The 21,370-nt window shown below is 66.4% G+C and carries 19 protein-coding genes and 1 pseudogene; 14 read left to right on the top strand and 6 right to left on the bottom strand.

Translation table 11 applies throughout. The features are described 5' to 3' along the window. Both AWB78_RS25180 and AWB78_RS47735 read left to right on the top strand, forming a co-directional pair. Nucleotides 1-436 (top strand): transposase (locus tag AWB78_RS25180; protein WP_157697436.1); only part of this gene is annotated, 436 nt, incomplete at its 5' end. Continuing rightward, nucleotides 376-921, top strand: a complete 546-nt coding sequence (locus AWB78_RS47735) for a hypothetical protein (protein WP_198399347.1) — start codon at nucleotides 376-378, stop codon at nucleotides 919-921. The genes AWB78_RS25180 and AWB78_RS47735, both read left to right, overlap by 61 nt. Nucleotides 922-1,020: 99 nt before the next feature. Here the strand turns inward: AWB78_RS47735 and AWB78_RS46730 are convergent, their stop codons facing one another. Further along, complete coding sequence (locus AWB78_RS46730) at nucleotides 1,021-1,191, bottom strand: hypothetical protein (protein WP_157697619.1); 171 nt, start codon at nucleotides 1,189-1,191, stop codon at nucleotides 1,021-1,023. Between the two features lie 372 nt (nucleotides 1,192-1,563). Here AWB78_RS46730 and AWB78_RS25170 point away from each other — a divergent pair, with 372 nt between their 5' ends. Beyond that, nucleotides 1,564-3,312 carry a PQQ-binding-like beta-propeller repeat protein gene (locus AWB78_RS25170; protein WP_062608701.1) on the top strand — a complete coding sequence of 583 codons (1,749 nt, stop codon included), beginning with the start codon at nucleotides 1,564-1,566 and terminating at the stop codon, nucleotides 3,310-3,312. A 68-nt stretch (nucleotides 3,313-3,380) separates the two neighbouring features. Here the strand turns inward: AWB78_RS25170 and AWB78_RS25165 are convergent, their stop codons facing one another. From AWB78_RS25165 to AWB78_RS25150, 4 genes are all read right to left on the bottom strand, one after another. Continuing rightward, a complete protein-coding gene (locus AWB78_RS25165) occupies nucleotides 3,381-4,712 on the bottom strand; it encodes an MFS transporter (RefSeq protein WP_062608700.1) in 1,332 nt (443 codons plus the stop codon). 159 nt (nucleotides 4,713-4,871) lie between these two features. Beyond that, on the bottom strand, nucleotides 4,872-5,804 hold the full coding sequence (kce, locus tag AWB78_RS25160; protein WP_062608699.1) for a 3,5-dioxohexanoate:acetyl-CoA acetone transferase: 933 nt from the start codon (nucleotides 5,802-5,804) through the stop codon (nucleotides 4,872-4,874). Between the two features lie 17 nt (nucleotides 5,805-5,821). Beyond that, nucleotides 5,822-6,613: an SDR family oxidoreductase gene (locus AWB78_RS25155; protein WP_062608698.1), complete on the bottom strand. Its 792-nt coding sequence runs from the start codon at nucleotides 6,611-6,613 to the stop codon at nucleotides 5,822-5,824. A 110-nt stretch (nucleotides 6,614-6,723) separates the two neighbouring features. Further along, nucleotides 6,724-7,440 carry a GntR family transcriptional regulator gene (locus AWB78_RS25150; protein WP_062608712.1) on the bottom strand — a complete coding sequence of 239 codons (717 nt, stop codon included), beginning with the start codon at nucleotides 7,438-7,440 and terminating at the stop codon, nucleotides 6,724-6,726. A 165-nt stretch (nucleotides 7,441-7,605) separates the two neighbouring features. Here AWB78_RS25150 and AWB78_RS25145 point away from each other — a divergent pair, with 165 nt between their 5' ends. From AWB78_RS25145 to AWB78_RS25130, 4 genes are all read left to right on the top strand, one after another. Then, the gene (locus tag AWB78_RS25145; protein WP_062608697.1) at nucleotides 7,606-8,295 is read left to right on the top strand and encodes an ABC transporter ATP-binding protein; all 690 of its coding nucleotides are present in this window, start codon (nucleotides 7,606-7,608) and stop codon (nucleotides 8,293-8,295) included. Beyond that, complete coding sequence (locus AWB78_RS25140) at nucleotides 8,292-10,835, top strand: FtsX-like permease family protein (RefSeq protein ID WP_062608696.1); 2,544 nt, start codon at nucleotides 8,292-8,294, stop codon at nucleotides 10,833-10,835. The genes AWB78_RS25145 and AWB78_RS25140 overlap by 4 nt, the downstream gene beginning before the upstream one ends. After that, nucleotides 10,835-11,926, top strand: a complete 1,092-nt coding sequence (locus AWB78_RS25135) for a lipocalin-like domain-containing protein (protein WP_062608695.1) — start codon at nucleotides 10,835-10,837, stop codon at nucleotides 11,924-11,926. Before AWB78_RS25140 ends, AWB78_RS25135 begins: the two co-directional genes overlap by 1 nt. Before the next feature lie 312 nt (nucleotides 11,927-12,238). Continuing rightward, nucleotides 12,239-13,243 carry a M23 family metallopeptidase gene (locus AWB78_RS25130; protein ID WP_082883420.1) on the top strand — a complete coding sequence of 335 codons (1,005 nt, stop codon included), beginning with the start codon at nucleotides 12,239-12,241 and terminating at the stop codon, nucleotides 13,241-13,243. Between the two features lie 4 nt (nucleotides 13,244-13,247). Here the strand turns inward: AWB78_RS25130 and AWB78_RS25125 are convergent, their stop codons facing one another. Next, a complete protein-coding gene (locus AWB78_RS25125; RefSeq protein ID WP_062608694.1) occupies nucleotides 13,248-14,411 on the bottom strand; it encodes a GGDEF domain-containing protein in 1,164 nt (387 codons plus the stop codon). 316 nt (nucleotides 14,412-14,727) lie between these two features. Between AWB78_RS25125 and AWB78_RS25120 the strand changes: the two genes are divergently transcribed. The 7 genes and pseudogenes from AWB78_RS25120 to AWB78_RS25090 all read left to right on the top strand — a co-directional run bounded on the left by AWB78_RS25120 (nucleotide 14,728) and on the right by AWB78_RS25090 (nucleotide 21,350). Then, a complete protein-coding gene (locus AWB78_RS25120) occupies nucleotides 14,728-15,420 on the top strand; it encodes an RNA polymerase factor sigma-70 (RefSeq protein ID WP_062608693.1) in 693 nt (230 codons plus the stop codon). A gap of 71 nt (nucleotides 15,421-15,491) precedes the next feature. After that, on the top strand, nucleotides 15,492-15,737 hold the full coding sequence (locus tag AWB78_RS25115; protein WP_062608692.1) for an MbtH family protein: 246 nt from the start codon (nucleotides 15,492-15,494) through the stop codon (nucleotides 15,735-15,737). 13 nt (nucleotides 15,738-15,750) lie between these two features. Beyond that, nucleotides 15,751-16,749 (top strand): TauD/TfdA family dioxygenase, encoded by a 999-nt coding sequence (locus AWB78_RS25110; protein ID WP_062608691.1) that lies wholly within the window; start codon nucleotides 15,751-15,753, stop codon nucleotides 16,747-16,749. Beyond that, on the top strand, nucleotides 16,746-17,561 hold the full coding sequence (locus tag AWB78_RS25105) for an ABC transporter ATP-binding protein (RefSeq protein WP_062608690.1): 816 nt from the start codon (nucleotides 16,746-16,748) through the stop codon (nucleotides 17,559-17,561). The genes AWB78_RS25110 and AWB78_RS25105 overlap by 4 nt, the downstream gene beginning before the upstream one ends. A gap of 94 nt (nucleotides 17,562-17,655) precedes the next feature. Beyond that, entirely contained in the window at nucleotides 17,656-19,746 is a 2,091-nt protein-coding gene (gene fhuB / locus AWB78_RS25100; protein WP_062608689.1) for a Fe(3+)-hydroxamate ABC transporter permease FhuB, read from the top strand. Further along, nucleotides 19,743-20,510, top strand: coding sequence for a siderophore-iron reductase FhuF (gene fhuF, locus AWB78_RS25095; protein ID WP_062608688.1), 768 nt, complete (start codon nucleotides 19,743-19,745; stop codon nucleotides 20,508-20,510). Before fhuB ends, fhuF begins: the two co-directional genes overlap by 4 nt. Continuing rightward, nucleotides 20,507-21,350: pseudogene (locus AWB78_RS25090) on the top strand (ABC transporter substrate-binding protein). Before fhuF ends, AWB78_RS25090 begins: the two are co-directional and overlap by 4 nt. Nucleotides 21,351-21,370: the final 20 nt, after the last annotated feature.

Raw genomic sequence — 21,370 nt, 5'->3', positions numbered from 1 at the left:
GGCCGAACTGGGTAACTGTGCTGCCGACAGCGGCCAATTGCCGATCGTTCTGGCGGCGGTAGCGCGCGACGCCGGGGCCGCCCCCAAGCAAGTCCTTGCCGATGCGGGCTACCGCTCGGAGGCGACGTTCGAACAATTGCGCGAGCACCCCGCCGAGTTGATCGTGGCGCCCGGACGCGAGGGCAAGAAAGAGGTGAAGGTCGATGCCCGGAAGCGCCCGCTATGCGCCGCGATGGCCGACAAGTTTACTTGTGCGCAAACTCAGGCGGCCTATCGAAAGCGCAAATGGCTGTCCGAACCGCCGAATGCCTGGGTAAAGAGCGTTCTCGGATTTCGACAATTCAGCATGCGTGGACTGGCCAAGGCACAGGCCGAATGGAAACTCGTCTGCGCGGCGCTGAACCTACGCAGAATGTCGAAAATGACGCCTGCGTAAGTCCCGAAGGGGACAACATTGCCCTGATTTCGCCGCCGGGAAAGCCACTTTTGCGCGCAATGGCGGGCCAAACCGCAATCGGCGTTGACGCCCGCACGATGTGGCGTCAGTACCGGCAGCTCAAATTCTGTCTGCCGCGCGGATTCCTAGCGAACGCCGGAGTCTTGGGGCTGGCGCGGGTTCTGCGCGGGCTGCCGATGATCGATTTCGGCCATGCCATAAGCGAACGCATAGCGCACGGCGCCGATCGCACTCGCGAATTCGCCGAGCATGCCGCTTGCGCGGCGCGTGCCGCTCGGATCTCGAACGACGAGCATCGCCGCATACTTGTCCTGTTCAAGTATGGCGGTCGCGCTCAGAACGTGTCCTTTATAGACTACGTCGTTGGGTTGGGTCATTACTCTCTCAGGTTCTATGTGTTTGGTCAGGCAAAAGTGGCACCGGAAGGAAATGCCGACCAGCGCCGTTTTGTCTGCGTTTCGTAAGAGTAAGCCTAACCGTTCAGATTTTGTCTCCTCAACCGATTTAAGCTTTTTTACTTTTTTTCTGTATGCGCTTAAATCTGATGAAGAGCAATGTGCCGATCACGCAGGGTCGCTGCGTCTTTCGCGGAGGAAGCGGGCAATCCATCGCGCGGCGAGGACGAACAGGGCGCCTGACAGACCGAGGTCGGTCCTGCTGAGAACGTCGGTCAGATAGAACGTCGATTGCGCGACGAGCGGATGGTAGAGCACCTCACTGGTCAAGCGTTTCATCGTCTCACCTCGTCACTTCGGAAATCGGGCAAGACCTCGAAGTCGATACGGTCCCGTCCTGTCACGTACTGTGCCGCTCGCAACGGGTGCCCGTCCTGCTCAGGTGTCGATGTGCATTGACCGATCGTCCGCGTTTTCGTGTATTGCTCGTAACAGGTTTCGATAGCGTCGAGGTAATTTGCGACACAGGCCGAATAACCAGGAGGTAATAGCGACTCGTCATGTGCAATCAAACTTCATACGCATGCACGAACCCCTCCGATCATTCCGCCAAACCCTAGCCATTGCCCGACGCTTTTTTTTCGGATCAAAACGTCGCGGACAATAATCGCAAAGCACCGGGCTCAGCTACTCCAAACGGAGACTCCGCAGATGAAAGGGCACTTATCGGTAGGCGTGATCGCAGTGGCTTTCGTGGCAATCATCGGCGGATGCAGCGGAGGAAGCTCGAATTCCGATACGTCCGCAACGACCGGAGGCGCCACACCGGCAGCCTCGGCACCTCCGTCCGCATCGAGCCCATCGGGAGCATCGGCGGGGAGCGGGGCGAGTGCACCGTCGGGAGCGAGCGCCCCGACGACGAACACGCCGTCCGCATCGAATCCGATGGACGTCACCACGTATCACAACGACATTCGCCGCACCGCGCAGCAACTCGCGGAGACCAGGCTCACGCGCGCCAACGTCAATCCGTCGACGTTCGGCAAGCTCGGCTTCTATTCCGTCGACGGCGCCGTCGATGCACAGCCGCTCTTTCTCGCCAACGTGCCGGTCGCGGGCGGCACGCATAACGTGCTCTATGTCGTGACCGAGAACGCGAGCGTCTATGCCTTCGACGCCGACACGGGCACCGTGCTCTGGCGCGTCTCCACGCTGCTCGCGGGCGAGGTGCCGAGCGACGACCATGGCTGCAATCAGACCACGCCGACCATCGGCATCACGTCGACGCCCGTCATCGATCGCTCGCGCGGGCCGAACGGCGCGATGTATGTCGTCGGCATGTCGCGCGACAGCGGCGGCGCGTATCACCAGCGCATTCACGCGATCGATATCGCGACAGGCGCGGAGCTCTTCGGCGGACCGACCGAAATCACCGGCTCGTATCCCGGCACCGGTTCGGGCAGCGTCAACGGCGTCGTGCCGTTCACGCCGGGCCAGTACATCGAGCGCGCGTCGCTGCTGCTGCTGAACGGCGTCGTCTATACGTCATGGAGCTCGCACTGCGACATACTGCCGTACACCGGCTGGGTGATCGGCTACAGCGCGGACACGCTGAAGCAGACGAGCATTCTGAACATCACGCCGAACGGCGAGATGGGCGGCATCTGGATGAGCGGCGCGGGCCTCGCGTCCGATGGCACGTCGATCTATTTCCTCGACGGCAACGGCACCTTCGATCCGACCATCAACGCGCAGGACATGCCGATCCACAACAACTTCGGCAACGGCTTCCTGAAGGTCACGCCGTCACCCACGCTGCATGTGGCGGATTACTTCCAGCCGTCGAACACGGTGATGGAGTCGAATCAGGATCTCGATCTCGGCTCGGGCGGCGTGCTCGTGCTGCCCGACGTCACCGATATCAACGGCAACGTGAAGCATCTCGCGATCGGCGGCGGCAAGACGCGCGCGCTCTATATCGTCGATCGGGACAACATGGGCAAATTCGATTCGAACGCCGATCACATCTATCAGGAGCTGTTCTCGACGATCTCCGGCCCGATGTTCACCGCGCCCGCGTACTTCAACAACACGATCTATGTCGGCCCGGCGGGCGATCATCTCAAGGCGTTGCCGGTTCAGAACGCGGTGGTGGCGACCACGGCGTCGAGCCAGAGTCAGAGTCCGGCGGGCAACTGGAGCTTCCCGGGTCTCGCGCCCGTGATCTCCGCGAACGGCAATGCGAACGGCATCGTATGGGGCGTGGAGAACGTGACGCCGGCCGTGCTGCACGCCTATGACGCGAGCAATCTCGCGAACGAGCTCTACAGCAGCAATTCAGCGGGCTCGCGCGATCAGTTCGGGCCGGGCAACAAGTTCATCTCGCCGACGATCGCGAACGGCAAGGTCTTCGTGGGCACGAAGACGGGCGTCGCCGTGTTTGGTCTGCTCGGCGGTTGAAGCAGTCACGCCGTGACCGCGCAAGCGAGTTTGCGCGATCACGGCGTGCCGGTCGAAGCGTCAGAGGATCACGCGTTGGACATCACACCGCGGCGCTTGTCGTCGGCGCGTTGCTCGTTGCCGTGGCGCAGGCGCGCGCTGCACACCGCCGCGATCAGCAACGCAACCGCGAGACACACGAGACCGTTCATCGCGCGGCCGGTCGTCTGCTCGATGATGCCCATCACCGTCGGACCGACGAAGCCGCCGAGCAGGCCGCACGAGTTGACGAGGCCGAGGCCGCCCGCGAGCGCGCTGCCCGAGAGCCGCGACGACGGGAACGTGAAGATGATCGACTGCACGACGAAGAACATCGACGCGGACAGGCACACGCCCAGAAGCCCGATCGCGGGCGTCGACCATGCGGCGATCAGCATGCCCGAGGCCATGATGACGAGCCCGCCGATCAACATGCGGCGGCTCTTCGACGAATTGCTCGCGAAGCGCGGCAGCGTGGCCGCGCCGATGGCCGCGGCGACCCAGGGCGTCGCGGTGAGCAGGCCGATCATGAGCGGCGAAAAATGCCCCGATTTGCCGATGATCCCCGGCAGAAAGAAGATCACCGTGTAGATCGTCAGTTGATGGCAGAAGTAGACGAGAATCGCGAGCCACACCTGACGATCGCCGAGGACGCTGCGGAAAGCGCCGGCGCCATGAGCGCTGCCTTGCGCATCGTTTTCGGCGGCGAGGCGGCGCTCCAGCGCGACGGCTTCATCGCGCGAGAGCCAGGGCGCGCTCGTCGGGCGATCGGGCAGCATCTTCCACACGACGAAGGCGAGCAGGATCGCGGGCACGCCTTCGATCACGAAGAGCCATTGCCAGCCGTGAAAGCCGAGCATTCCGTCGAGCTCGAGCAGCGCTCCGCCGAGCGGCCCGCCGACGATATTCGCCACGCACACGCCGAGCAGGAAATAGCCGGTCGCGCGGGCACGTTCTTCACGGCCGAACCAGTACGTGAGATAGAGCATCACGCCGGGAAAGAGACCCGCTTCGGCGGCGCCGAGCAGAAGACGCATCACATAGAACGAGGTTTCGCCGGTAACGAAGGCCATCGCGACGGACAGCGCGCCCCACGTCACCATGATGCGCGTGATCCAGAAGCGCGCGCCCACCTTGTGCATGATGAGATTGCTGGGAATCTCGAAGGCCGCGTAGGTCAGGAAGAAGAGGCCCGCGCCGAGTCCGTACGCGGCGGCGGAGATGCCGAGGTCGACGCTCATCGAATGCTTCGCGAGCGCGATATTCGTGCGGTCGAGAAAGCTGATGACGTAGACGATCACGAGCAAGGGCATCAGCTTGCGCAGCATCAGGCTGTTGAGCGACGCGTGCGGCGCGGCGCTCGTGGTGTTGGGCTTGGACATGATGACTCCCGGAATCAGAAAAGACGCGCGATGCGCGTAGGCAATGCGGTGTCGGGAAGGCGTTTCAAGGACGTGTCTCCGTGAGCGTTATATTTTTTGTGTTGTGATTGCGTGAGCACGCGCCGCATGCACGGCGCGTGCGATCAGAGGATCAGGGGATCAGAAGTTGACGTTGTCGCCGCCTTTGAGCGACAACATCTGGCGCGCTTCGGCGGGCGTCGCGACTTCGAGCGACAAGCCTTCGATCACCTGCCGGATCTTGCGGACCTGCGCCGCGCTCGATTCGGCGAGCTGGCCCGGGCCGATCCACAGCGAATCTTCCAGCCCGACGCGCACGTTCGAACCCTGCGCGACACCGATGGAGCCGAGCGGAATCTGATTGCGGCCCGCGCCGAGAATCGACCAGACATAGTCGTTGCCGAAGAGGCGGTCGGCGGTGCGCTTCATGTGCGCGAGATCTTCGGGATGCGCGCCGATGCCGCCGAGCAGACCGAACACGCTCTGCACGAAGAACGGTCCCTTCACGAGCCCGCGATCGACGAAATGCGCGAGGTTGTAGAGATGCGAGATGTCGTAGCACTCGAACTCGAAGCGCGTGCCGTTGGCCGAGCACGAGGTCAGGATGTACTCGATATCCGCGAACGTGTTCTTGAACACGAGGTCGCGGCTCTTTTCCAGATGCTGGCGCTCCCAGTCGTGCTTCAGATCCTTGAAGCGATCGAGCATCGGATAAAGGCCGAAGTTCATCGAGCCCATATTGAGCGACGCCACTTCCGGCTGGAAATGATGCGCGGGCCTCAGGCGCTCCGCGACCGTCATGTGCGGGCTGCCGCCGGTCGTCAGGTTGATGACCGCATCCGTCTCGGACTTGATGTGCGGCAGAAAGCGCTGGAACACGGCGGGGTCTTGCGTCGGGCGGCCGTCTTCGGGATCGCGCGCATGCAGATGCAGAATCGCCGCGCCTTCCTTCGCGGCCGCGAGCGCGGCTTCGGCGATCTGGTCGGGCGTGACCGGCAGATACGGCGACATCGACGGCGTATGGATCGCGCCCGTCGGCGCACACGTGATGATGACCTTGCGTTTCGTTGCCATGGTTTCCTCGTTGTTCCTTAGAGCGTTTCGACGTTGCCGCAGACGGAGAGCGCCTGCCCCGAGATCGCGCTGCCGGCGGGCGAGCTGAGATACAGCACGCTCGCCGCGATCTCCTCTTGCGTGACCATGCGGCGCAGCGAAATCTTCGCGAGATACTGCTTCTCCATCTCTTCGTAAGCGATGCCGAGCTGCTTCGCGCGCGCGGCGATCACGCCTTCCATGCGCGGACCCTTCACGATGCCCGGCTGCACCGCATTCACGCGGATGTTGTCGGGGCCGAGCTCGATGGCGAGACTCTTCGCGAGACCGACCACGGCCCACTTCGTCGCGGAATAGGGCGTGCGGAAGCCGTAGCCGAGGCGTCCCGCCACCGACGACATGAACACGATCACGCCGCCATCGGCCGCCTCGCGCAGCATCGGCACCGCCTCACGCGAGAAGTAGTACTGGCTGTTCAGATTCACGTCGATGGTCTTTTCCCAGTCGTCGATATCGATCGCGTCGATGCCGCCCGTCGGACCCGCGATGCCCGCGTTGTTGATCAGCACGTCGAGCCCGCCGAGCTCGCGCCTGACGTCCTCGAAGACGCGCTTCACGTCGTCCTTGTTCGCGACATCCGCACGCGTGCCGGTGATCGACGGCGAAACGGTCGATACCGCGTCGATGGCTTTCGGATCGACATCGCAGACATGCACGCGCGCGCCCGTCGACACGAAAGCCTTGGCGATCGCGAGACCGATGCCCGATGCGCCGCCCGTGATGAGCACGCGCAAACCGGCGCGCGGCGTGAGCATTTTGATGAAATCCATCGTCTGACTCCTTTCTGGTTATGTTTTGCGGGGACGTGCGCCGTCCTCGCTCGTGCGATTAGACATACTGATGATCGTGTGCAGAGGCGCGAACCGCGCGCCTTTATGACTCAGCTTTGCGCCTGACGCAGCATCCGTGCATCCTGCGAGCGCAGACGCGTTTCGAGATCGCGCGCCGCGTCGCGAATATCCTTCGCGATGCCTTCGCGTGCGGCCGCGCCGTCATGCTTCCACAGCGCGTCGATGATCTGGCGATGCGCTTCCATCGACACGCGCATGTGCGCGACATCGGGCGCGACCATGTTCAGGAAAGGACCGATACGCATCCACATGTTCTGGATCGTCGCGAGCGTCATCTCGCTCGCCCCATGGCGGTAAATGCTCGTGTGGAACGCGAAGTTGCAGCGCAGATAGGCGCGCGCGTCGTCGGCTTCGACGTGGGCGTCCATTTCGTCGAAGATGCGCTGCACGGCGGCGACGTCGTCGTTCGTCATGCGCGCCGCCGCGCGTTCCGCGACGCAGCCTTCCAGCGCGACGCGCACGTCGCGCAACTCTTCGAGCAGGTCGGGCGTCATCGGCGGGACCATGAGACCGCGCGACGGGCCGTCGACCAGCGCGCCTTCCGCGCGCAGACGCGTGAGCGCGGCGCGAACGGGCATCGTCGACAGGCCGACCGCTTCGGCGACACCGCGCAGGCTCAACGGCTGACCGGCGGCGAAGCTGCCGCTCATGATCGCTTCGCGGAGCTGCTGATAAACCTTGGTCGCCATCGTCTCGGTGGCGATGACTTCGAGTTGCGGAATCGGCGATGCGGAACGGGGCGCCACGTACATGTCCTTTGATTGATGATCTGTGATCACAGTGTGATTTCCGTATCGGTTTAAGTCAATGGAAACGGCCTCAGGGATAACCCTGCGGGCCGAGCATGAAAGCGTCTCGCGCGATTCATGGGCACAATGCTTGCGTATCCGATAGCCTGTCCGCCACTCAACATGCGACCCGCCGACTCCGACGTTGCTCCCGCCCTCGAATGCCGCCGCCTCACAAAAACTTATGGCGGCGGCCGCATCGTGCTCGACGCGCTCGACTTCGCGCTCGGCGCGGGCGAGTTCGTCGCGATCATGGGCGACTCGGGCGTGGGCAAATCGACGCTGCTCAATCTGATCGCGGGCCTCGATACCGCCGACAGCGGCGACGTGCTCATCGACGGCGCGCCGATCTCCAGCCTCTCCGACGATGCCGCCACGCGCCTGCGCCGGCAAAAGCTCGGCTTCGTGTTCCAGGCGTTTCACGTGCTGCCGCATCTGACGCTGTATCAGAACGTCGCGGTGCCGCTGCTGCTGAACGGCATGCCGCCCGCGCCCGCGCGCGCGATGCTCGCGGCGGTCGGCCTCGAAGGACGCGACGACGACATGCCGCGCCAGCTTTCCGGCGGCGAACTGCAGCGTGTGGCGATCGCGCGGGCGCTGGTGCATCGGCCGCGTTTGCTGCTCGCGGATGAACCCACCGGCAATCTCGATCCGCACACCGCGCACGAAGTGCTCGAACTGCTGCGCGCCGAGACGAAAGCGACGCAAGCCGCGACCGTCATGGTCACGCATTCGGAGGCCGCCGCCGCGTTCGCCGATCGTGTGGTCGTGCTGAGCGACGGCGCGCTGCACGCCGCGACGCTCGCGCGATGAGCGATATGGCCGTCACGCATCGGCGCTTCGACACGCTCACGCGCTGGCTGCTCGGCGCGCAATGGCGCAGTCATCGGGGCCGCGCGCTCGTCGCCATGTTGACGATCGCGCTCGGCGTCGGGCTGGGTTATGCGGTGCAACTCATCAACGGCGCGGCCTTCAACGAGTTTTCCGCCGCCGCGCGCAGTCTTTCCGGGCAGGCGGACCTGCAGGTGCGCGGCGCGCAGCCCTTCATCGATGAAAACGTGTATCCGCTTCTCGCGACCCATGCGGGCGTCGCGGTGGCGAGTCCGGTACTCGAAGTCGATGCCGCCGTGCCCGGCAAGAACACGCCGCTCAAGGTGCTCGGCATCGACGTGTTCCGCGCGAAGCGCATCGCGCCGGACCTGACCGGCGTGCCGTCGCCGGATGCATCGCTCGACGTGCTCGCCGGCGACGCCATCTTTCTGTCTCCCGCCGCGCAAACCTGGCTCGCCGCGCGCGATGGCGGACAGGTTCGATTGCAGAGCGGCACGTCGCCGGTGAAGTTGCGCGTCGCGGGCGGCATCGCGCGCACGCGTCCGGGCCAGCGCATCGCGGTGATGGATATCGCCGCCGTGCAGACGCATTTCGCGATGACCGGCAAGCTGTCGCGCGTCGATGTGCAACTGGCGCGCGGCGTCGATCGCGATGCGTTCCGGCAGGCGCTGCAACGCGAGCTCGGCGCGCAGCTCGTCGTGACGGAGACGCGCGATGTCGAAAGCCGCACCGATCGGCTGTCGCGCGCGTATCGCATCAACATGAACGTGCTCGCGCTCGTCGCGCTCTTCACCGGCGCGTTTCTCGTGTTTTCGACGCAGGCGGCGGGCGTCGTGCGCCGCCGCGCGCAATTCGCGATGTTGCGCGTGCTCGGCATGACGCGCGCTGCGCTCGTGCGGCAGATCATGCTCGAAGGCGCGCTGCTCGGCGTCGTGGGCGGCGTGCTCGGCATCGCGCTCGGCTTCACCGTCGCCGCGCTCGCGCTGCGCTTCTTCGGCAGCGATCTGGGCGGCGGCTACTTTCCGGGCGTCGAGCCGCGCGTCGTTTTCGAGCCGGTCGCCAGCGCGATTTTTCTGGCGCTCGGCATCGGCGTGGCGCTCGCGGGCACGCTCGTTCCGGCGCTCGAAGCGGCGCGCGCACGGCCCGCGCCCGCGTTGAAGGCCGGCAGCGAGGAAGCCGCGCTCGCGCCGCTCGGCACGCCGTGGCCCGCGCTCGCGTGCCTCGCGATCGGCGGCGCGCTGACGCAGGCGCCGCCCGTGTTCGATGCGCCCGTCGCCGGCTATCTCGCCGTCGGGTTTCTGCTCGTCGGCGGGATCGCGCTGATGCCGCGCCTCACGGCCATCGTGTTTCGACGCGCGATGAAGCCGCGCGGCGCCGTCGCGACACTCGCGCTCGCGCGGCTCGCGAATGCGCCGGGCCAGGCGTCGATCGCGATGGGCGGCGTGCTGTCGAGCTTCACGCTGATCGTCGCGATGGCGATCATGGTGACGAGCTTTCGCGTGTCGGTCGAAGACTGGCTCGCGCATCTGCTGTCGGCGGATCTGTATGTGCGGATGGCGGCGAGCGGCGATACCGGCGGCCTGCGTTCCGACCAGCAGACGCAGCTTGCCGCCGCCAGCGGCATCGCGCATGCGAAGTTCATGCGCACATCGAAACTGACGCTCGATGCCGCGAAGCCGTCCGTTGCGCTGATCGCGCGCGAGATCGACGCCGCCGATCCCGGCGCGACGCTGCAAATGACCGGCGACGTGTTGCCGCCGTCCGCGTGGCGCGCAGGCGAAACGCCGGTCTGGGCATCGGAAGCGATGGCCGATCTGTACGGCTATCGCGTCGGCGAGCGCGTGAATCTGCCGGTCGGCGGGACGGGCGAGCGCTTCGTCGTCGCGGGCATCTGGCGCGACTACGTGCGTCAGACGGGCGCGCTGCAGATGCGTATCGCGGACTATCGGCGTCTCACCGGCGACACGAGCGCGACCGATGCCGCCATCACGTTGCGCGCGGGCGCTTCGGCGGCGCAGGTCATCGATGCGATCAAAAAACTGCCCTTCGGCGACGCGCTCGAGTTCTCGCAGCCCGGCGAGATTCGCGCGCGCACGCTGACCATCTTCGATCGCAGCTTTGCCGTCACGTACTTGCTGGAAGCGGTGGCGATCGTGATCGGGCTGTTCGGCGTCGGCGCGACGTTTTCGATGCAGACGCTCGCACGCTCGCGCGAATTCGGCATGCTGCGGCACGTCGGCGTGACGCGCGCGCAGATTTTCGCGTTGCTGGCGTCGGAAGCGGGATGGCTCACGCTGCTGGGCATTGCGATGGGCTGCGCGCTCGGCTTTTCGATCAGCCTGATCCTCGTGTTCGTCGTGAATCCGCAGTCGTTTCACTGGAGCATGTCGCTGCATATTCCGTGGACGATGATCGCGGTCATCGCGTGCGTGATGCTCGCGTCGTCCTGCGCGACGGCGGTGCTCGCGGGACGCCGCGCGGTATCCGTCGATGCGGTGCGCGCCGTGCGGGAGGACTGGTGATGCGGGTTTTGCTGCTCGTGATGCTGTCGATGTCGATGACCGCGCTCGCCGATGAGCCGGCGTTCGCGCCCGTCGTGCCGGACCACGCGGTCGAATGGCCGAAGGACAGCGGCGCGCATCCCGCGTATCGCACGGAATGGTGGTACGCGACCGGCTGGCTCGATACGCCGGATCATCAGCCGCTCGGCTTCCAGATCACGTTCTTTCGCTCGAATACGGGCAAAGGCAGGCAAGAAAGCGCGAGCGCGTTCGATCCGTCGCAGTTGATCATCGCGCATGCGGCGCTGTCCGATCCCGCGTACGGGCGGCTCGTGCACGATCAGAACATCGCGCGGCAGGGCTTCGGCCTCGTGTATTCGAAGGAAGGCAACACCGATGTCAAGCTCGACGCGTGGCGCATGACGCGCGCGGCGGACGGCAGCTATGCGGTCGTCGTCGATGCCGCCGGCTTCGCGCTGCATCTCACTTTCACGCCGACGCAGCCGCCGATGCTCCAGGGCGAGCAAGGCTTTTCGCGCAAAGGTCCGCGGCCGGAGCAGGCGAGCTATTACTACAGCGAGCCCCGACTGAAGGTGACGGGCAGTGTGGTGCGGCCGTCGGCATCGGGGAAGGCGAATGCGAGCGTCGACGTGACGGGCCGTGCGTGGCTCGATCACGAATGGTCGAGCACGCTGTTGTCATCGGATGCCGCCGGGTGGGACTGGCTCGGCGCGAATTTCGACGACGGCGCCGCGCTGATGGCCTTCAAGATCCGCGCCCGCGATGGCCGCGCAGTCTGGGCGCACGCCGCGCTGCGCGACCGCGACGGACGAACGCAGCAGTTCGGCCCCGGCGATGTCGAGTTCACGCCCGAGCGCGAGTGGCGCTCGCCGCGCACGAACACGGCGTATCCGGTGTCGATGAACGTGCGCGTCGGCGGGATGCGCTGGCGGCTGAGTCCGCTCATCGACGATCAGGAGCTCGACTCGCGCGATTCGACCGGCGCGCTGTATTGGGAAGGGGCGGTCACGCTGGACGGCAGCGGTGGAAAAGGGCACGGATATCTCGAACTGACCGGCTACGCGAAAACCCTCGAGGTGGAGAAGCGGTAATCGTTTCTGGTCGTTCCGCATTCATCTGACGCTATCGGCGGTCAATTGTGCTCAATCTTCATGCAAAAGCGTTAAAAGGGGCGGCTTAAGTTTCGCTTAAGAAAACTCCCATAGTCTCGACGCGACCCCCTTACGCCGCCTCCAAGCCGCATGCTCGTTCGCCGTTCTGCCTCGATATTCACGACGTTCCGCCCGTTTTCGCGGCAGATCGAATAGCGCGCGCGCTTTCCCGCCGCCCGCGGCCCGCGCGCCGCGCCTTCTGATCTTTCGAGCCTGAGCGCCACGCGCTTCGCTCGCTCCGTTTCCTCACCGATGCCGTTCTCTCCCATTACCGCCTCGCCCGGCAAGGCAGGCAGACTATTTTTCGCGTGCGCGATCGGTTCCGTCTGTACCGTCGTGATCTGCAACGCGCTTCAGCGTCCGCATTCGTCGTCCGCCGTCAAGGACGATGCGCCCGCCGTTTCGTTCAGACAAACCGCCGTTCCGTCCGCCGCGCCCGCATCGGCGCCGCCCGCCGCTCCGCCCGAACCGGCGCGCATGACCGAAAGCGCGACCGTCGACGGGACGTTCTCCGATGCCGCGCAAAGCCTCGGACTCGATTCGTCCACCATCGCGACATTGACCCAGGCGTTCGCCGCCAAGGTCGATCTGCGCCGCGATCTGCGCAAGGGCGACACGCTGAGCGTCATCTACGACCGGCCGCAAGGCGGCGCGACGCCGCATGACGAACCGCTCGCCGCGCGCCTCACCACCGGTTCGTCGTCGCACGACGTGTTCCTGTATCGCGACGCGGAAGGCGAAGCACGCTACTACTCGAAGGACGGCGACAGCACGAAGCCCGCGTTCACGCGCTATCCGGTCGAGTTCACGCGCGTATCGTCGGACTTTTCGCTGCGGCGGCTCGATCCGGTGACGCATCGCTGGCAAAGTCACGACGGCGTCGATCTCGCGGCGCCCATCGGCACGCCGGTGCGCGCGACGGCGCAGGGCACGGTGACGTTCATCGGCAGGCAGACGGGCTACGGCAAGGTCGTCATGCTCGAAAATCCGCCGCCTTATTCGACCGTGTACGCGCATCTGTCGCGCTTCGCGAAGGGCCTCAGGAACGGCGCAACGGTGGCGCGCGGGCAGGTGATCGGCTATGTCGGCAGAACCGGCTGGGCGACGGGGCCGCATCTGCACTACGAAGTGCACGTCGACGACGTGGCCATGGACCCGCTCACGGTCGATCTGCCGGGCGACGATCGTCTGCGCGGCGAGGAGCGTCAGCGCTTCGCGAAGGAGGCGGAGAGCCTGAGCGCCGAGCTGAGCGGCTGAGCCTTCAGGCGACGAGCCCGGCCGGCTCCATCGCGCCCGCCGGCACCCAGCGGCTCTTGCCCGCGCGCTTGGCGCCGTAGAGCGCGTTGTCGGCATCGCGCAGCACGCCGTCGAGCTCGTCGTGATGATGGTCGAACCTCGCGATGCCGATGCTCACGCCGATCTCGAGCATCACGCCGGCATCGGTGAGAAAGGGCTTCGACAGCTCGTGCACGACGACATCCGCGAGCGCGAGCGGATCGGTGTGCGGCGGTGTGACGATCACGAACTCGTCGCCGCCGAGCCGCGCGACCAGCGAGCCTTCGCCCGACAAATGCCGCAGACGCCGCGCGACGAGCGCGAGCAGCGTGTCGCCGACTTCGTGGCCGTGGGCATCGTTGACGGCCTTGAAGCCGTCGAGATCGAGATAGAGCAGCGCGGTGCGGGCGCTCTCGCGCGCGTGTCCCGGCTCGCGCGAACGCACCGCCTGGAACAGGCCCGCGCGGTTGAGCAGGCCGGTCAGCTCGTCGTGGCGCGCGCGGCGGTCGTTTTCCTGCTCGGCTTTCATCGTCGAGACGAGCATGCCGTTCAGGCGCCACGCGGCGGCGCTCATCGCGAAGAGATAAAAGGGGATTTGCAGGAGCGTGAGCCAGAGCGTCGGCTCGCCCGACAGCACCGCACCGATGCAGCACGGCCCGAGCGACAGGAAGATCATCGCCGCGACGAGACGCGGCGCGCCGAAGTTGCGGAAGCAGATGCCGCCGACCATCGCGGCGGCGGAGAGAAACGAGAGCGTCGACGACACCCAGTCGCCCGAGAGCACCGAGACGAGCGCGCCGTAACCGACCGTCGCGCCCCAGAGCGGCGCGAGCAGCACGTAGGTATCGGTCAGCGTGGATCGGCGCTCGCGCGCCCGCCGCCGCGCGACGACGAGCACCGCGAGCCGCGCGAGACACACCGCGATTTCGAGCGCGAGCCAGATGTGGAAGGCCATCGTCGGGTGACGGCGATCCAGCACCCACGCCACCGCGATCGTGTTGAACACGCCGCCGAGGAAGATCGGCAAGGTGCCGAACAGGCTGCCGACGAGGGCGACGCGGATCGCGAGGGGAATATCGGCTCCCGCATGCAGCAACCACGTGGCCGCACGTCCGCGCGGCAGGGTGAACACCTCAGTTTGATGATCCATGTTGGCTTCCGGCGGGGCCCGGTGTTGGCTGGACCCTCACGGGAAAGCCGGACCTCACCTCGGATAACGGTTATCAAAATGCGAACTTTAGTCGTTGTGCTGCCCGAAGGCATGCAATCGCGGCCTGATTCGCGATAAAAAATTTTCATTCCCTGCGCGTCCTTGACATTTCGTCCGCTTCGCGGGCTTCCGTATCTACACACGGAATGCGCTCGAAAGGACGAAATCTTACAACCTGCTGTCATGTAGGGCTGACGTTGAGAATGATTCGCGTTTACGCTAGCTTTGCGGCTCCTGTGAAAGTGGAGCACGATTCATGGCTTACATGCGCGTCGTTCAGCAGGCATCGTCGAAACGGACTTCCATCTCGCCGCCGCCCCCGTCAAATCTGTCTCTCGATGCGTACTGGCCCGGGCCGGCCACGCGCGTCACGCCGGAGCCATCGCCGCAGACGAGCGCCGCGACGCCGAGCCTGCTCGATATCGCCGTCGCCAACCGGCAGATGCTCGTGAACCTGGCGCGCGGCGTCGTGGGTTGCGCGAGCCGTGCCGAAGACGTGGTGCAGGACGTCTTCCTCCATCTCATCGGCTTGCCGCGGCAGGACGAGGTGCGTCAGCCGATGGGCTACATCGCGCGCATGGTGCGCAACGCGTCGATCGACGCATGCAGGCGGCAAAGCCTCGAAAACATCTATCGCGCGGACGAGGAGGACGGCCTCGACGTGCCCTCGCAGGAACTGACGCCCGAAGCGAGCGCGCAGGCGCGCGATACGCTGCGGCGCGTCTGCGATGCGCTCGCGCAGTTGCCCGACCGCAGCCGCGCCGCGTTCGAAATGGTGCGCCTGCGCGAGGAGACGCTAGAGAGCACGGCGCGCGCGCTGAACGTCTCGCAGACGCTCGTGCACTTCATGGTCCGCGACGCGCAACAGCATTGCGCCGATTGCCTCGACGCGTGCGAGCGCAATGTCGAGTGTCCGGCGTTCGTCGGCGGGCGGGCGCGGCGGCGGTAAAAAAGCGCGCGCCCCGAACGTCTATTCGATGAAGGCGCCGCACGCGCCGCGAACCAGAGAGACACATCACCATGACGCAACAGCAGAACCAGGCAGCGGACGATCTCGTCTACACGGTCGTCATCAACGAAGAAGAGCAGTACTCGATCTGGCCGACCTTCCGCGACGTGCCCGCGGGCTGGCGCGAAGCCGGCAAGCGCGGCGCGAAGGCCGATTGCCTCGCGTACATCGAAACCGTGTGGACCGATATGCGGCCCGCGAGCCTGCGCCGTCACATGGACGCGTTGAGCGCGCAGGCGAAGTCGCAACTCAACTGATCCGGGACATCGCATGACCGAACTCCCAGTGAAAGCGATCCAGTTGGCCGATCTGCGCATCGAGGCGGGCTTGCCGGTCGTCGTATCGCCGCGCGCGGGCGCCGACATCGCGCTCGCCGACGCCGCGCCGCTGCTGCATGCGATCGTCGCCGAATCGCTCGAACGCGCGGGCGGCGTGCGCTTCACCGGCTTTCGCGTCGAGTCGATCGAGGCGTTCCAGCGCTTCGCCGCATCGTTCGGCGATCCGCTGATCGGCTATGAGTTCGCATCGACGCCGCGCAGCCAGGTCGAGGGCGCGGTGTACACGTCGACGGAATATCCGCCGCATCGCTCGATTCCGCTGCACAACGAGCAGTCGTATACGCGCGAATGGCCGATGCGCATCTGGTTTCACTGCGCGCTCGCGGCGCGCTCGGGCGGCGCGACGCCGATCGCCGACAGCCGCGCGGTGTATCGCGCGCTCGATCCGGCGCTCGTCGAACGCTTCGCGAAGCGCGAGCTGCGCTATGTGCGCAACTTCGGGCAAGGGCTCGACCTGCCGTGGCAGAACGCGTTCGGCACGGACGATCCGCGCGAGGTCGAACGCATCTGCGCGGCGCGCGGTATCGCGTGCGGCTGGCGCGACGGCGAGGACGGCGAACTGCTGCTGCGCACGGAAGAGCTCTGTCAGGCGGTCGCGCGTCATCCGCGCACGGGCGACATGGTCTGGTTCAATCAGGCGAATCTCTTTCATCTGTCGACGCTCGACGAGGACATGCAGGAAGCGCTCGTCGATGCCGTCGGTCTGGACAACGTGCCGCGCAACGTCTATTACGGCGACGGCGCGCCGCTCGAAGCCGATGCGCTCGCCGAAATCCGCGCGGTGCTCGACGACCAGCGCATCGTGTTTCCCTGGCTCACCGGCGACGTGCTGATGCTCGACAACATGCTCACCGCGCACGCACGCGATCCGTTCGACGGGCCGCGCAAGGTCGTCGTCGCGATGGCGCAGAGTTACCGCGAGGCGCGATGACGGTCCGCACGGCGCTGCGCGCGCGTTCATTGACGGTGGCTTATCGCGACGATGTGGTGTTGGCGAACCTCGACATCGATATCGCGGCGGGGCGCATCACCGCGTTATGCGGGCCGAACGGTTGCGGCAAGAGCACGCTGTTGCGCACGCTCGCCGGATTGCAACCCGCGCGTTCGGGCGAAGTGACCGTGAACGGCCAGCCGATCGCGTCGATGCGCCGCCGCGCGCTCGCCCGCACGCTCACGATGCTCGCGCAGTTCAATCAGATTCCGGCGGGCCTCACGGTGCGCGAGCTGGTCGCGTATGGACGCTACGCGCACGGCGGCTGGATGCGCGGTCTCACGAGCGCGGACCACGCGGCCATCGATGCGGCGCTGGACGCGAGCGGCCTCATCGACGACGCCGCGCGCGATGTCGCCGCGCTCTCCGGCGGCGAGCGTCAGCGCGCGTGGATCGCGATGGCGCTCGCGCAGGAAGCGCCCATCGTCCTGCTCGACGAGCCGACGACGTATCTCGACATTCATCATCAGCTCGACATCCTGCGCGAATTGCGCCGCTTGAATCGCGAGCGCGGCCTGACGATCGTCTGGGTGCTGCACGATCTGAATCAGGCCGCCGCGTTTTCCGACGAGATCGTGCTGATGCGCGCGGGAAGCATCGTCGCGCAAGGCACGCCCGAAGCGATCATCGATCCGCGCCATTTGCAGGAGACCTTCGGCGTGCGCATGCTGCGCGTCACGCATCCGCAGACGGGCGCGCCGATGTGCGTGCCCGCGTATGACAACGCCAGGGAAAGGGATATCGCGGCATGACGACGCTTTCCACCCGACGCCGCCTGCATCGCGCGAATGCCTTCTGGGCGCGCGTGTCCTTCGTCATCGATCTGATCGCGGGGCGCGGCAGAACATGACGATGCTCGCCACAGCCAGGGCGACGCGGCATCGCGTGGCCGCGCCGGATCGTGTCGGCGTGATCGCCGCTGCGTTGATCGCGCTGATTCTCGCGCTCGCCGCGCTGCGTCTCGGTCCTGAATGGCGCGCCTGGCTCGATGCGCCATCGGGCAGCGATGCCGCGCAGCTCGCGCATGTCTTCCTGTTCGATCTGAGCGCGCCGCGCGTCGCGGCGGCGCTGGTCGCGGGCGGCTGTCTCGCCGTCGCGGGTGCGCTCTTTCAGGCGTTGACGCGCAATCCGCTCGCCGCGCCCGATCTGCTCGGCATCACTGGCGGGGCGCAACTCGGCCTGCTCGCGGCGATGATCGCGCCGGAGATCGTCGGCGCGGCGTCCGTGCCGCTGCTGTTCGTGTGCGGCCTCGCGGCGGCGGGCTGCGTCGCGGCCGCGGCGGGCGGCTGGCGCGCGACGCCTTTGCGGCTCGTGCTCGCGGGCAGCGTGTGCATGCTGCTCTTCTCCGCGATCTCGACGCTGTTGCTCGCGTTCTTCGAGCAGACGGTCGTCGGTGCGTCGCTGTGGGCGAGCGGCAGTCTGTATCAGCCGGGCGCATCGGGATTGATGTCGGCGCTCGGGTGGCTCGTGTTGCCGCTCGTCGCGTTGCCGTTCGTGATGCGTCCGCTCGATCCGCTCGCGCTCGGCGACGATGCCGCCGCGGCCGCTGGCGTCAATGTCGATGCGGCACGCCTCTTCGCGATGACCGTCGCCGTGGGCTTCGCGAGCGTCGCGGTGGCGATCGCGGGGCCGCTGTCGTATGTCGGGCTGATCGCGCCGAATCTGCTGCGTCGGATGCGCGGCGCGAAGGCGTCGAAGCTGGCGGCGCTCGTGCCGCTCTCGGCGCTGGCGGGCGGCGCGCTGGTGCTCGCCACCGACAGCGCCGTGCTTGCGCTCGATCTCGATTCGACCTTGTCGACGGGCGTCGCCATTGCGTTCGTCGGCACGCCGCTGATGCTCGCGATGATCCGCAGCGGCGCGGCGTGGTCCGGCGCACTGCACGCGGGCCCGGCGCGCGAATCGGTGAAGCGCGGCATGCGCGCGGTGCAGGCGATGTCCGCGCTGCCGTGGCCCGCGCTCACGGCGTTGCTGCTCGTGAGCGGATGCGCGGTGCTGTTGATCGGCGCATCCATCGGTCCGACGATGCTCGGCCCCGCGCGCTGGATCGATGCGCTCACGCATCGCGATGACATCGCCCGCATGCTGCTCGAACTGCGCGTTCCGCGTTTGCTCTGCGCATTGCTCGCGGGCGCGATGCTCGCGGCGAGCGGCGTGCTGATGCAAAGCATCGTGCGCAATCCGCTCGCGGGTCCGGAAGTGCTCGGCGTGACGCAGGGCGCGGGACTCGCGACGCTCGCCGCGCTGATGATCTGGCCGCTCGCGGGGCATCTCTTTCTCGCTGCCGCCGCGTTGACCGGCGGCGGCGCGACGCTCGTCATCACGCTGCTGTTCAACCGGCGGCATCGGTACGCGCCGCTTGCGGTGGCGTTGACGGGCATCGTCATCGGGACGCTGTGCACGACGCTCGCGCAATGGCTCATCACGCAGCAAAGCGTGCAGCCGGCGCGCTTCGTCGTGTGGCTCGTCGGCGGCACGTATGGAAGGAGCTGGGGCGAAGTCGCGACCATCCTGCCGTGGTGCGTGCTCGCGTTGCCGGTGTTCGCGTCGATCGCGCGTCCGCTCGATCTGCTCGCGCTCGGCGACGATCAGGCGTCCGCGCTCGGCCTTCCGATCGCGCTGCTGCGTCCGCTCGTGCTGACGGTGGCGACCCTCGCCGCGTGCGCGGCGGTGGCGGCGGTGGGGCCGGTCGGCTTCATCGGACTGATGGCGCCGCATCTCGCGGCGATGCTCGGCGCGCGCTCGCACGGCACGCGGCTCTGGTTCGCGGCGCTGCTGGGCGCGCTGATACTCGCATCCGCCGATCTCGCCGCGCGCACGCTGCTCGCGCCGCGCGAGATTCCGGCGGGCGTGCTGACTGCGCTGATCGGCGCGCCTTATATGCTGGCGCTGCTCGTCATCGAGACGCGGCGCGACCATCGACGAGGCCGCACGCGATGATGCATCGAGCGCGCAGCTTCGCGGAGTTCGCGCCGGCCGCGCTTGCGCCGTATCTGCAGAACGTGTGGCTCGGCACGCCTTGCGAATCCTTCGGCGACGATACCCTGTGCATCCCGCTGACATCGTTGCACGCACACCGCGACGTTTTGCTCGCCGCGATGACCGCGCTGTATGGCGGCGATGCCGGACTGCATGCGCGCGCGTTGCTGTCGCAGTGGAGCAAGTACTACTTCGGCCTTGCAGCGCCTGCGGGCGTGGCGGCGGCGCGGCTGCTCGGACGTCCGCTCGATATGTCGCCCGAGCGCACCTGGCTCGTGCTGAAAGAAGGCATGCCCGCCGCGCTTCATTTCGACGCCGACGCATTGCGCGCGCCCGCAGCCGATCCCGCGCTGCGTTATGCGGGCCTCATCGCGCATCTGGATAGCGTGATCGGCATGATCGCGGGCATGACGAAGATCGCGCCGCGCGTGCTGTGGAGCAACGCGGGCAATCTGCTGGATTACTTGCTGGCGAGTTGCCCGTCGAATGTGAGTGATGAAGACATCGACGCCGAATGGCTCTTTCGCCCCGACGATGCGAACCCGCTGCGCACGCCGATACGCGACACGACGCCGCGTTCGCCGCTCTTGCCCAGCCCGTTTCGCGCGCGCCGCGTATGCTGCGTGCGCTATGAAATTCCCGGAGAGACGCAACTGTGCGCAAGCTGCCCGCTGCTTTTGACGATGCGCGACGACGAACTCGCGTTGCAGGACGCCATCCGGTGAAGCGCGCGCTTTCGCTTGCCGCCTGTGTGTGCTTCGCGTTCGCCGCGCGCAACGCGCTCGCCGGCGATGCGAACGCGTGCGCGCCGCTCGCGGGCAACCCGACCGTCTCGCAGTTCAGCAAGACGATGCCCGTGCATCCGAAGCGCATCGTCGTACTCGAATTCATGTTCGCGGAGGATGTGGCGGCGCTCGACCTGACGCCCGTCGGCGTGGTCGATCCCGAGTATTACGATGGCCGACCGCATTGCGCCGACGGTGCTGTTTCAGTTCAGCCCGGATGTCGCGAACGGCAACGGCGACGGCGCGCGCACGCAGCTCGAATGGACGCGCAGCATCTTTCACACGATCGCCTGCATGACGGGACGCGAGCAACAGGCACGCGATGCCGATGCGAAGCTCGATGCGGGCCTGGCCCGCGATGCGGCGCGTTTGCGGGAGGCGGGTTTGTCGGGCACGCGCTTCGCGCTCTTGCAGGAACTCGGCTTGCCCGATCGCTATTGGGCTTACACGGGCAACAGCACGGCGGCGGGCGTGGCGCGCGCGCTCGGCGTGAAGCTGTGGCCGGAGAAGCCGACGCGCGAAGGCACGGTGTATGTGACGTCGGCGGACTTTTTGAAGCGGCCCGATGTGGCGGTGTTGTTCGTGACCGCGTCGGGCGCCGATGCGCCTGTCGAGGCGAAACTGGATTCGCCCGTCTGGCGCTTCGTGCCCGCGAAGAGAGAAGGGCGCGTGACGCTCGTCGAGCCGAATATCTGGGGTTTCGGCGGGCCGATGTCGGCGTTGCGGCTCGGGGATGTGATTACGGAGAAGTTGCTGGCGTTGCCGCGAACTGCTCCGTAGCGCCGTCGAATGGTCCTTGG

This window comes from Caballeronia calidae (genome assembly GCF_900044055.2).
GTDB classification, from domain to species: domain Bacteria; phylum Pseudomonadota; class Gammaproteobacteria; order Burkholderiales; family Burkholderiaceae; genus Caballeronia; species Caballeronia calidae.
Note: the sequence above shows the minus strand (reverse complement) of the source record. Positions and strands in the feature narration are given on the sequence as shown.

Bases quoted from the DNA above. Each gene is read 5' to 3' on its own strand.
- AWB78_RS47735 (WP_198399347.1), top strand. From the start codon at position 376: ATGGAAACTCGTCTGCGCGGCGCTGAACCTACGCAGAATGTCGAAAAT.
- AWB78_RS46730 (WP_157697619.1), bottom strand. From the start codon at position 1,191: ATGAAACGCTTGACCAGTGAGGTGCTCTACCATCCGCTCGTCGCGCAA.
- AWB78_RS25170 (WP_062608701.1), top strand. From the start codon at position 1,564: ATGAAAGGGCACTTATCGGTAGGCGTGATCGCAGTGGCTTTCGTGGCA.
- AWB78_RS25165 (WP_062608700.1), bottom strand. From the start codon at position 4,712: ATGTCCAAGCCCAACACCACGAGCGCCGCGCCGCACGCGTCGCTCAAC.
- kce (WP_062608699.1), bottom strand. From the start codon at position 5,804: ATGGCAACGAAACGCAAGGTCATCATCACGTGTGCGCCGACGGGCGCG.
- AWB78_RS25155 (WP_062608698.1), bottom strand. From the start codon at position 6,613: ATGGATTTCATCAAAATGCTCACGCCGCGCGCCGGTTTGCGCGTGCTC.
- AWB78_RS25145 (WP_062608697.1), top strand. From the start codon at position 7,606: ATGCGACCCGCCGACTCCGACGTTGCTCCCGCCCTCGAATGCCGCCGC.
- AWB78_RS25140 (WP_062608696.1), top strand. From the start codon at position 8,292: ATGAGCGATATGGCCGTCACGCATCGGCGCTTCGACACGCTCACGCGC.
- AWB78_RS25135 (WP_062608695.1), top strand. From the start codon at position 10,835: ATGCGGGTTTTGCTGCTCGTGATGCTGTCGATGTCGATGACCGCGCTC.
- AWB78_RS25130 (WP_082883420.1), top strand. From the start codon at position 12,239: ATGCCGTTCTCTCCCATTACCGCCTCGCCCGGCAAGGCAGGCAGACTA.
- AWB78_RS25125 (WP_062608694.1), bottom strand. From the start codon at position 14,411: ATGGATCATCAAACTGAGGTGTTCACCCTGCCGCGCGGACGTGCGGCC.
- AWB78_RS25120 (WP_062608693.1), top strand. From the start codon at position 14,728: ATGGCTTACATGCGCGTCGTTCAGCAGGCATCGTCGAAACGGACTTCC.
- AWB78_RS25115 (WP_062608692.1), top strand. From the start codon at position 15,492: ATGACGCAACAGCAGAACCAGGCAGCGGACGATCTCGTCTACACGGTC.
- AWB78_RS25110 (WP_062608691.1), top strand. From the start codon at position 15,751: ATGACCGAACTCCCAGTGAAAGCGATCCAGTTGGCCGATCTGCGCATC.
- AWB78_RS25105 (WP_062608690.1), top strand. From the start codon at position 16,746: ATGACGGTCCGCACGGCGCTGCGCGCGCGTTCATTGACGGTGGCTTAT.
- fhuB (WP_062608689.1), top strand. From the start codon at position 17,656: ATGACGATGCTCGCCACAGCCAGGGCGACGCGGCATCGCGTGGCCGCG.
- fhuF (WP_062608688.1), top strand. From the start codon at position 19,743: ATGATGCATCGAGCGCGCAGCTTCGCGGAGTTCGCGCCGGCCGCGCTT.